Source organism: Kitasatospora sp. NPDC004240 (genome assembly GCF_053603215.1).
Genome location: NZ_JBSGFD010000285.1, coordinates 1 through 7986, shown reverse-complemented (window position 1 = coordinate 7986; position 7986 = coordinate 1). Strand labels below are relative to the sequence as shown.

7 protein-coding genes and 1 pseudogene are annotated in these 7986 nt (G+C 73.3%); 3 read left to right on the top strand and 5 right to left on the bottom strand.

Annotated elements, in window-relative coordinates:
* The 3 genes from ACWEQL_RS39030 to ACWEQL_RS39020 form a co-directional block, all read left to right on the top strand.
* Positions 1-1130 (top strand): TerD family protein (locus ACWEQL_RS39030; RefSeq protein WP_452155789.1); only part of this gene is annotated, 1130 nt, incomplete at its 5' end.
* 171 nt (positions 1131-1301) lie between these two features.
* Positions 1302-1733 (top strand): hypothetical protein, encoded by a 432-nt coding sequence (locus ACWEQL_RS39025; RefSeq protein WP_452155787.1) that lies wholly within the window; start codon positions 1302-1304, stop codon positions 1731-1733.
* A 31-nt stretch (positions 1734-1764) separates the two neighbouring features.
* Positions 1765-2367 carry a GDSL-type esterase/lipase family protein gene (locus tag ACWEQL_RS39020; RefSeq protein WP_452155785.1) on the top strand — a complete coding sequence of 201 codons (603 nt, stop codon included), beginning with the start codon at positions 1765-1767 and terminating at the stop codon, positions 2365-2367.
* A 30-nt stretch (positions 2368-2397) separates the two neighbouring features.
* Here the strand turns inward: ACWEQL_RS39020 and ACWEQL_RS39015 are convergent, their stop codons facing one another.
* The 5 genes and pseudogenes from ACWEQL_RS39015 to ACWEQL_RS38995 form a co-directional block, all read right to left on the bottom strand.
* The gene (locus tag ACWEQL_RS39015) at positions 2398-3090 is read right to left on the bottom strand and encodes an RraA family protein (RefSeq protein ID WP_452155783.1); all 693 of its coding nucleotides are present in this window, start codon (positions 3088-3090) and stop codon (positions 2398-2400) included.
* Positions 3091-3208: 118 nt separating this feature from the next.
* Positions 3209-4741: a hypothetical protein gene (locus ACWEQL_RS39010; protein ID WP_452155781.1), complete on the bottom strand. Its 1533-nt coding sequence runs from the start codon at positions 4739-4741 to the stop codon at positions 3209-3211.
* Positions 4742-4952: 211 nt separating this feature from the next.
* Positions 4953-5882 carry a proline dehydrogenase family protein gene (locus tag ACWEQL_RS39005; RefSeq protein ID WP_452155779.1) on the bottom strand — a complete coding sequence of 310 codons (930 nt, stop codon included), beginning with the start codon at positions 5880-5882 and terminating at the stop codon, positions 4953-4955.
* A gap of 119 nt (positions 5883-6001) precedes the next feature.
* Positions 6002-7630 (bottom strand): L-glutamate gamma-semialdehyde dehydrogenase, encoded by a 1629-nt coding sequence (pruA, locus tag ACWEQL_RS39000; RefSeq protein ID WP_452155777.1) that lies wholly within the window; start codon positions 7628-7630, stop codon positions 6002-6004.
* A 262-nt stretch (positions 7631-7892) separates the two neighbouring features.
* Positions 7893-7986, bottom strand: a pseudogene (locus ACWEQL_RS38995) (histidine phosphatase family protein); the annotation flags it as partial.

The following is a 7986-nucleotide window of genomic DNA, read 5'->3' as shown; positions in this document are numbered from 1 at the left end:
CGGCCGCCCCCGTCGCGGAGGCCGCCCCGGCCGCCCCCGCGCCGGTCGCCGAGGCCCCCGCCGCCGCTCCGGCCGCTCCGGCCGGCGACGCCACCCCGGTGCTGCTCCCCGCTCTGGGCGAGAGCGTCTCCGAGGGCACCGTCACCCGCTGGCTGAAGGCCGAGGGTGAGACCGTCGAGGTCGACGAGCCGCTGCTCGAGGTCTCCACCGACAAGGTCGACACCGAGATCCCGTCGCCGGTCGCCGGCGTCGTCGTGAAGATCCTGGTCGGCGAGGACGAGACCGCCGAGGTCGGCGCCCAGCTCGCGCTGATCGGCGCCGCGGGTGCCGTCGTGGCCGCCCCGGCCCCGGCCGCCGCCGCTCCGGCCCCCGCTGCCCCGGCCGCCCCGGCCCCGGCTCCGGTCGCCCCCGCCGCTCCCGCCCCGGCTCCGGCCCCGGTCGCCCCGGCCCCGGTCGCCCCTCCGGTCAGCGCGCCGGTCGACCCCCGGATCGCCCCGCCGGCCCCGCCCGCGGCCCCCGCCGCGCCGTCGGCCCCCGCGGCCCCCTCCTTCACCAAGGTCACCCTCGACAAGGGCCGGGTCAGCCTGGCCAAGGGCGGCTCGGTCTCCCTGGAGAAGAACGGCCGTCCGTTCCTCTCCTCGGTCCGGATGGGCCTCGGCTGGGAGCCCGCCGGCGGCGGCCGCAGCATCGACCTGGACGCCTCCTGCATCGCCTTCGACGCGCGGCGCGAGAAGCTGGAGACGGCCTGGTTCATGAAGCTGTCCATCTTCAACGGCGCGGTCGCCCACTCCGGCGACAACCTCACCGGTGAGGGCGGCGGCGACGACGAGTCGATCACCGTGCACCTGGAGGGCCTGCCGCCGGAGGTCTGCGGCCTGGTCTTCGTGGTGAACTCCTTCTCCGGCCAGAAGTTCACCGATGTGAAGAGCGCCTACTGCCGCCTGGTGGACGCCTCCAGCAACCAGGAGCTGGTCCGCTTCGACCTCACCCAGTCCGAGCCGAAGACCGGCGTGGTGATGTGCAAGCTGGTCCGCCAGTACTCCGGCGAGTGGGTGATGACCGCCCTCGGCGAGTACGTGGACGCCAAGACCGCCCGCGCCATGGTCAAGCCGGCCTCCTCGATGCTCTGACCCACCCCGGGTGTCCGGGGCCCGCCCCCGGACACCCGGCGCTCTCACGCCCCTCGGCAGCGGCCGGTCATGATGCCAGCCCCGGCCCCGCGGCGGCCGGGATTTCCCCCGGATCGGTGACGGATCCGCCCAAGCCGCCCGGGAGTTCGCCGGTCCGCGTACGGTCGGGGCATGACCGACGAAGAGTCGCTGCGTGCCCTGGCCGCGCTCGAAGCCACCTGGCGGGAGGACGACGAGGCGCTGGCCGCCCTCGCCGCACGTCGGCCGGACGAGCGGCCGCTGCCCCTGCTGCTCGCCGACTACGGCGAGTTCACCGTCACCAATCTGCTGGCCCTGGCGTACGGGATCAACGACCGGATGTCGCCGGAGGAGTTGACCGAGGCCTCCGAGCAGCTGGCCGGCAATGTGGTCACCCGGGTCTGCGGGGCGCTCGCGCAGACCCAGCGGGCCTGGGCCGAGGAGTGCGGCGACGACGTCGGGACGGCCCGGCAGATCGCGCGTTCGGTCATCAACGCCCTGCTGGCCGTCACCGAGGGCGGGGTGGACGGCTCCGTCCTCCCGCTGATCGGGGCCCTGCGCCAGCACGTGCTGAAACAGGTCTGAACGGGTACACCGACTGCCCTACGATGGCCGGATGATCACTTCGGACCGGCGCGTCTGCTTCCTCGGCGACTCCTTCGTCCTGGGTCTCGGCGACCCGGAGTACCGGGGCTGGGTCGGCCGCGTCCTGGCGGCCTCCGCCGGTGAGGTGACCGCCTACAACCTGGGGGTCCGCCGCGACACCTCCGAGGACGTGCGGCGGCGCTGCTGGAGCGAGCTGGCGGCCCGTACACCGCCCGGCGCGGACCTGCGCCTGGTGCTCTCCTTCGGCGCCAACGACACCGTGGTCGAGGCCGGCGCTCCCCGGGTGGCGCCGGAGCGCACGCTCGACAACCTGGCCGCCCTGCTGGACGGTTGCCGCGAGCGTTCGATCGCCGCCCTGGTCGTCGGCCCGCCGCCGGTGGTCGGCGCCGGGCCGGACCACCTGGAGCGGCTGCTGGAGCTGGCCGGCCGGATGGCCGCGCTCTGCGACGGGCGGGGCGTCCCGTTCACCCACGTCACCCGGGAGCTGGCCGCCGATCCGGTCTGGGTCGCCGAGGCCTCGGCCGGCGACGGCGCCCACCCGGGCGCGGGCGGCTACGCCCGGCTCGCCGGGCTCGTCCTCGCCGGCCCCTGGCGCGACTGGCACGCCCGCTAGCCCGCCGGGGCGGTACGGCCCGCGGGACGACTACTCCTCGATCGCCCCGCCGATCCGCCGCAGGTGCTGCCGGAAGCTGTACGCCGGGTCGCCGGCGCGCATCGCCAGGTACTCGTCGAAGGAGGTCTGGTGGCGCAGCGTGCGGCCGGCCCGGATCCGGTCGGCCTGGTCCCGTTCGACCTCCGCGATCCGCGCCGCGACGGCCAGCACCTCCCCGACCGCGTCGCCGTCCACGAACAGCACCCCGTCCGCGTCGGCGAACACCACGTCGGAGGCGGTCACCAGGTGCTCGCCGAAGCGGGCGGTGACCAGGGCGTCGGGCTCCCGTCCGTCGAGCCGGACGGGCCCGAGCGGCAGGCTGCCGTAGCTGAACACCGGCAGGCCGATCTCCGTCAACTCCCGGGTGTCCCGGTGCAGTCCCCAGACCACCAGGCCGGCCACGCCCGCGGTGCGGGCCTCCAGTACGGCGAGGTCGCCGACGCAGGCCTCGTCCGTGCGGCCGCCGTTGTCGATGACCAGGACGTCCCCGGGCGCGGCCGCGCCGTACGCCTCCAGGAAGACGTCCACGCTCCCGTAGTGCCGGACCGGCAGGGCGCGGCCGGCCACCCTCGCGCCGGGCGGGACCGCCGCGATCCCGGTCGGCGCGGGGCGCGGCGGCACCCCGAGCCGGACGCAGGCGTCGGCCACCAGCGGTGTGGACAGTTCGGCGAAGGCCTTCAACACGGCGTTCTCCCTGGCCCGTTGGAGTCGGTCCCGAAATCCTACCGACGGGCCGGGCCGGGGGCCACGACCACCGGCCGCGACACCCCGGCCACCCCGGCCATCCCCGCTGCCGGACGGCTCACTTGATGCCCGGCACCTGGCTGCGCACCCAGGCGGCCCACTCGCTCTGGAACTGCTTGAACGGCAGGCCGGTCGCCTCGGTGATCTGCTGCTGGTACTGCTTGGGCGCCGCGTAGTGGGCGGCCACGAAGGCCAGCGCCTTGTTCTCACCGTACTTCTGCGCGATGTAGCGGACCGCCAGCCCGCCGAGCACGTAGTGGGCGCTGCGCTCCTTGGGGTCCTTGGCGTAGAAGGTCAGCGACTCCGGCAGGGTGCCGTCGAAGCGGAAGCCCTGCAGCGCGGCCTGGGCGCGGCCGCGTGTGAACTCGTCCCGGCCCCGCCAGGCCATGTACTCGGCGAAGCCCTCGATCACCCACATCTGGGTGCTCTGCACGCCCTCGACCAGCACCTGCTCGGTGCCGAGGAGTTCGACGATGGCGTGGCCCATCTCGTGGCGGCCGATGTCGGTGACGCCGTCCTTCCACTCGGGGCTGGTGAAGCGGCTCAGCGAGGTGTCCAGGACGATCCGGGAGCCGGCCGACACCTTGTCCTTGGAGTTCTTGGGCTCGCGCGCGGGCACCGGCATGTTGACGCCGGCCTCCAGGCTGTCGTTCTCCCGGCCCTCGCCGCGGAACAGCTTGTTGTAGACCTCGCGGCGCTTCTCCAGCACCACGAAGAAGCCGCGGGCGGTCTCCCGGCCGGCGGCCGGCGGCGGGCCGGACTTCTTCCACGTGTCGAGGTCGTCCTTGGCCGCCTGGGCGAGGACGTCGACGTCCCGCTTCACCTCGTCGCCCTGCGCCTTGTCGGCGACCAGCACCAGGCCCTCGCGGACCTCCACGGTGAGCTCCTCGTAGAGGTCCCAGGGCGCGGGGTAGAGCCCGGCGGCGAGGATCTTGCCGTCCAGCCCCTTGAAGCCGGACACCTCGGTGATCGTCGGCCCGATCCCCCCGCCCTGGCCCGGCTCGACCTTCCAGCCGTAGGTCTCGGCGATCTCCTTGCTGTCGACGCCCTTCACCTGGTGGGCGAACTCGACCATCATCACGCCGTCCAGCGGGGCGGCGAACTGGGGCTCCCAGGACGCCTTCTCCCAGGGGATCTTGACGAGGTTGCGGAAGACCTTGCGCTGCTGCTCCCGGACGGCGTCCCCCTTGAACGCCTTGAGGAACGCCTCCTCGTCCTTGGCGGCCAGCGCCTTGGTCATGCCGTCGGCCAGCGTCTCCCACGGGCCGGGGCCGTTGTTCAGCGGGCGGGCCGGCTCCCGGGTGCTGACCTTGTAGACCACCAGCCCCCCGGCGATCAGGATCAGCGCGCCGAACACGGCGACCACGGAGAGCAGGATCTTCAGCCCGGTCCGCTTGGGCTTAGGCGGCGGCCCGGGGTCGTAGGGCTGCTGCGGCGGCGCGAGGTACGGCGGCTGCTGCGCCCCGTGGGGCGGCTGCGGCGCTCCGTACGGCTGCTGGCCGGGGTACCCGTACCCGCCCTGCGGCGGGTACGGCTGCTGGGCAGGGTGCGGCGGCCCGCCGGGCGCGGCGGGCTGGGTCGGGTACGACAAGGTGGACTCTCCCCCGATGTGTGCGAACACGCATTCATAGCACGGGGGATGACGCCCCGACCGGCCAGGTCCGTCCCGCGGCCCGCCGGGGAACGGCGAACGGCCCCGGGGCCGCCGAACGGCCCGCCGGGGAACGGTGAACGACCCCGGGAACGGTGAACGACCCGCGCCCCCCTTCCACAAGGGGCGCGGGCCGCCGTACCGGTGGACCTCAGCCGCGGGTGGCCATGGCCCGCAGGAAGAAGGTCAGGTTGGCCGGGCGCTCGGCCAGGCGGCGCATGAAGTAGCCGTACCACTCCTGGCCGTACGGGAGGTAGACCCGCATGGTGTTGCCCTCGGCGGCCAGGCGCAGCTGCTCCTCGGGGCGGATGCCGTACAGCATCTGGTACTCGAAGGAGTCGCGGTCGCGGTTGTTCCACTGGGCCAGCTGGCCGGCGATCTTGATCATGTTGGGGTCGTGCGAGGCGATCATCGGGTAGCCCTCGCCGGCCATCAGGACCTTCAGCGCGCGCACGTAGGCCAGGTCGACCTCGCGCTTGCCCTGGAAGGCCACCGACTCGGGCTCCTTGTAGGCGCCCTTGCACAGGCGCACCCGGGAGCCGGCGCCGGCGAACTCGCGGCAGTCGGCCTCGGTGCGGCGCAGGTAGGCCTGCAGCACGACGCCGAGCCAGGGGAAGTCCGCCCGCAGCTCGCGCGCGATGGCGAGGGTGGAGTCGGTGGTGGTGTGGTCCTCCATGTCGAGGGTCACCGTGGTGCCGGCCGCGGCGGCGGCCTCGCAGATCCGCCGGGCGTTCTCCAGGGCGATCTTCTCGCCGTCCACCGGCAGGAACTGGCCGACGGCCGACAGCTTCACCGAGACCTCGGCGCCGGCCGCGAGGCCGGTGTCCTTCAGGGCGGCGAGCAGGTGCTCGTAGGCCTCGGCGGTACCCGCGGCCTGGGCGGCGTCCCGGGTGTCCTCGCCGAGGTGGTCGAGGGTGACCTTGCGGCCGGTGGCCACGAGGTCGTCGCAGGCGGTGACCGCGTCGTCGAGCTTCTCGCCGGCGACGAAGCGCTCGACGATGGCGTGGGTCGGCGGGAACTTCTCGACCACGGTGCGGACCTGCGGGGAGCGGGAGGCCGCGAGGAGGGCGGTACGGAGCATCGTGACTCCTGGAACTGGTGCTTCTAAGGGTGGCAGAAGGGGCGGGGCGGTGTCCCGGGTGTGGACACCGCCCCGCGCGACGCCCGCCGGCTGCGGGACCGGGGCGTCGGGGTGGGGGATCAGCCCATGTGCGGGTAGCGGTAGTCCGTCGGCGGGACGAAGGTCTCCTTGATGGAGCGGGTCGACGTCCAGCGGGCCAGGTTCTGCTTGGCGCCGGCCTTGTCGTTGGTGCCGGAGGCCCGGCCGCCGCCGAAGGGCTGCTGGCCGACGACGGCGCCGGTGGGCTTGTCGTTGACGTAGAAGTTGCCCGCCGCGTAGCGCAGCTTGCCCATCGCGTCCTGCACCGCCGCGCGGTCCTGGGCGATGATCGCGCCGGTCAGGCCGTAGGCGGAGACGGACTCCAGCTGGGCCAGGGTCTCCTCGTACGCCGAGTCCTCGTAGACGTGCACGGCGAGGATCGGGCCGAAGTACTCGTCCTTGAAGTACTCGCTCGCCGGGTCCTCGCAGACCAGCACGGTCGGACGGACGAAGTAGCCGACCGAGTCGTCGTAGGTGCCGCCGGCCAGGACCTCGACCCGCGGGTCGGCCTGGGCGCGGTCGATCGCGGCCTTGTTCTTGGCGAAGGCGCGCTCGTCGATGACGGCCGACATGAAGTTGGACAGGTCGGTGACGTCGCCCATGGTGAGGCCCTCGACCTCGTCGCGGAACTCGTCCTTCAGCTCGGCCCAGAGCGAGGCCGGGACGTACGCGCGGGAGAGCGCCGAGCACTTCTGGCCCTGGAACTCGAAGGCGCCGCGGGTCATCGCGGTGCGCAGCACGGCCTTGTCGGCGGACGGGTGGGCGAGCAGGAAGTCCTTGCCGCCGGTCTCGCCGACGATCCGCGGGTAGCTGCGGTAGCCGGCGATGTTGTTGCCGACCTCGCGCCACAGGTGCTGGAAGGTGGCGGTGGAGCCGGTGAAGTGGATGCCGGCCAGCGCCGGGTGCTTCAGCGCGACCTCGGAGACGGCCAGGCCGTCGCCGGTCACCATGTTGATGACGCCCTTGGGCAGGCCGGCCTCCTCCAGCAGCTGCATCAGCAGGTGCGCGGAGTACTGCTGGGTCGGCGAGGGCTTCCAGAGCACCACGTTGCCCATCAGCGCCGGGGCGGTCGGCAGGTTGCCGGCGATGGCGGTGAAGTTGAACGGGGTGATCGCGTAGACGAAGCCCTCCAGCGGGCGGTGGTCGCTGCGGTTCCACACGCCGTCCGAGGAGACCGGCTGCTCGGAGATGATCTGCCGGGCGAAGTGCACGTTGAAGCGCAGGAAGTCGACCAGCTCGCAGGGGGTGTCGATCTCGGCCTGCTGGGCGGTCTTGGACTGGCCGAGCATGGTGGCGGCGGCCAGGGTCTCGCGCCAGGGGCCGGCCAGCAGGTCGGCGGCCTTGAGGAAGATCGCGGCGCGGGAGTCGAAGGAGAGCGCCTGCCAGGCCGGGGCCGCGGCCAGGGCAGTGTCGATGGCCTCCTGCGCGTCGGCCTGGGTGGCGTTGCGCAGGGTGCCGAGCCTCGCCGCGTGGTTGTGCGGCTGGACGACGTGGATCTCGGTGCCGCCGCCCATCCGGCGCTCACCGTTGATCGTCATGGTCAGCTGGACCGGCTCCTGGCCGCCCAGCTCCTTCAGCTTGGCCTCCAGGCGGGCCCGTTCCGGGCTGCCGGGGGCGTAGCTGTGGACCGGCTCGTTCACCGGCGCGGGGACCTGGGTCACAGCGTCCATGAGCGCACGCTCTCCTTCGTTTCTTGCGGGGGGATGCCGGCGTGGGTCGCACGTCGGCCACAGCACGAACGCTATTCCTGCACGAGCCACCACTTGATTGGCCGGGCGGCTAAAGTCATCCGTACGGCGTTGTCCGGTACGACGAAGGAGCCGCGATGAGCACCCCCGGCCTCCCCCTCCGGCAGCTGCTGATGTCCCTCGGCGAGCCGCTGGTGGAGCTCCAGGCCGCCCCGCTGGGCCTGGACGTGCCGGTCCGTGACGTGGCGATCGGCTCGGCGGTCTCCTGGGCCCGCTCCAGCGGGGACGCCACGACGTGCGTGATGTCCCGGCCGGCCAGGTCCTCGGCGACCCGGTCG

Excerpts from the sequence above, each read along its gene's own strand:
- ACWEQL_RS39025 (WP_452155787.1), top strand. The coding sequence starts at position 1,302 with ATGACCGACGAAGAGTCGCTGCGTGCCCTGGCCGCGCTCGAAGCCACC.
- ACWEQL_RS39020 (WP_452155785.1), top strand. The coding sequence starts at position 1,765 with ATGATCACTTCGGACCGGCGCGTCTGCTTCCTCGGCGACTCCTTCGTC.
- ACWEQL_RS39005 (WP_452155779.1), bottom strand. The coding sequence starts at position 5,882 with ATGCTCCGTACCGCCCTCCTCGCGGCCTCCCGCTCCCCGCAGGTCCGC.
- pruA (WP_452155777.1), bottom strand. The coding sequence starts at position 7,630 with ATGGACGCTGTGACCCAGGTCCCCGCGCCGGTGAACGAGCCGGTCCAC.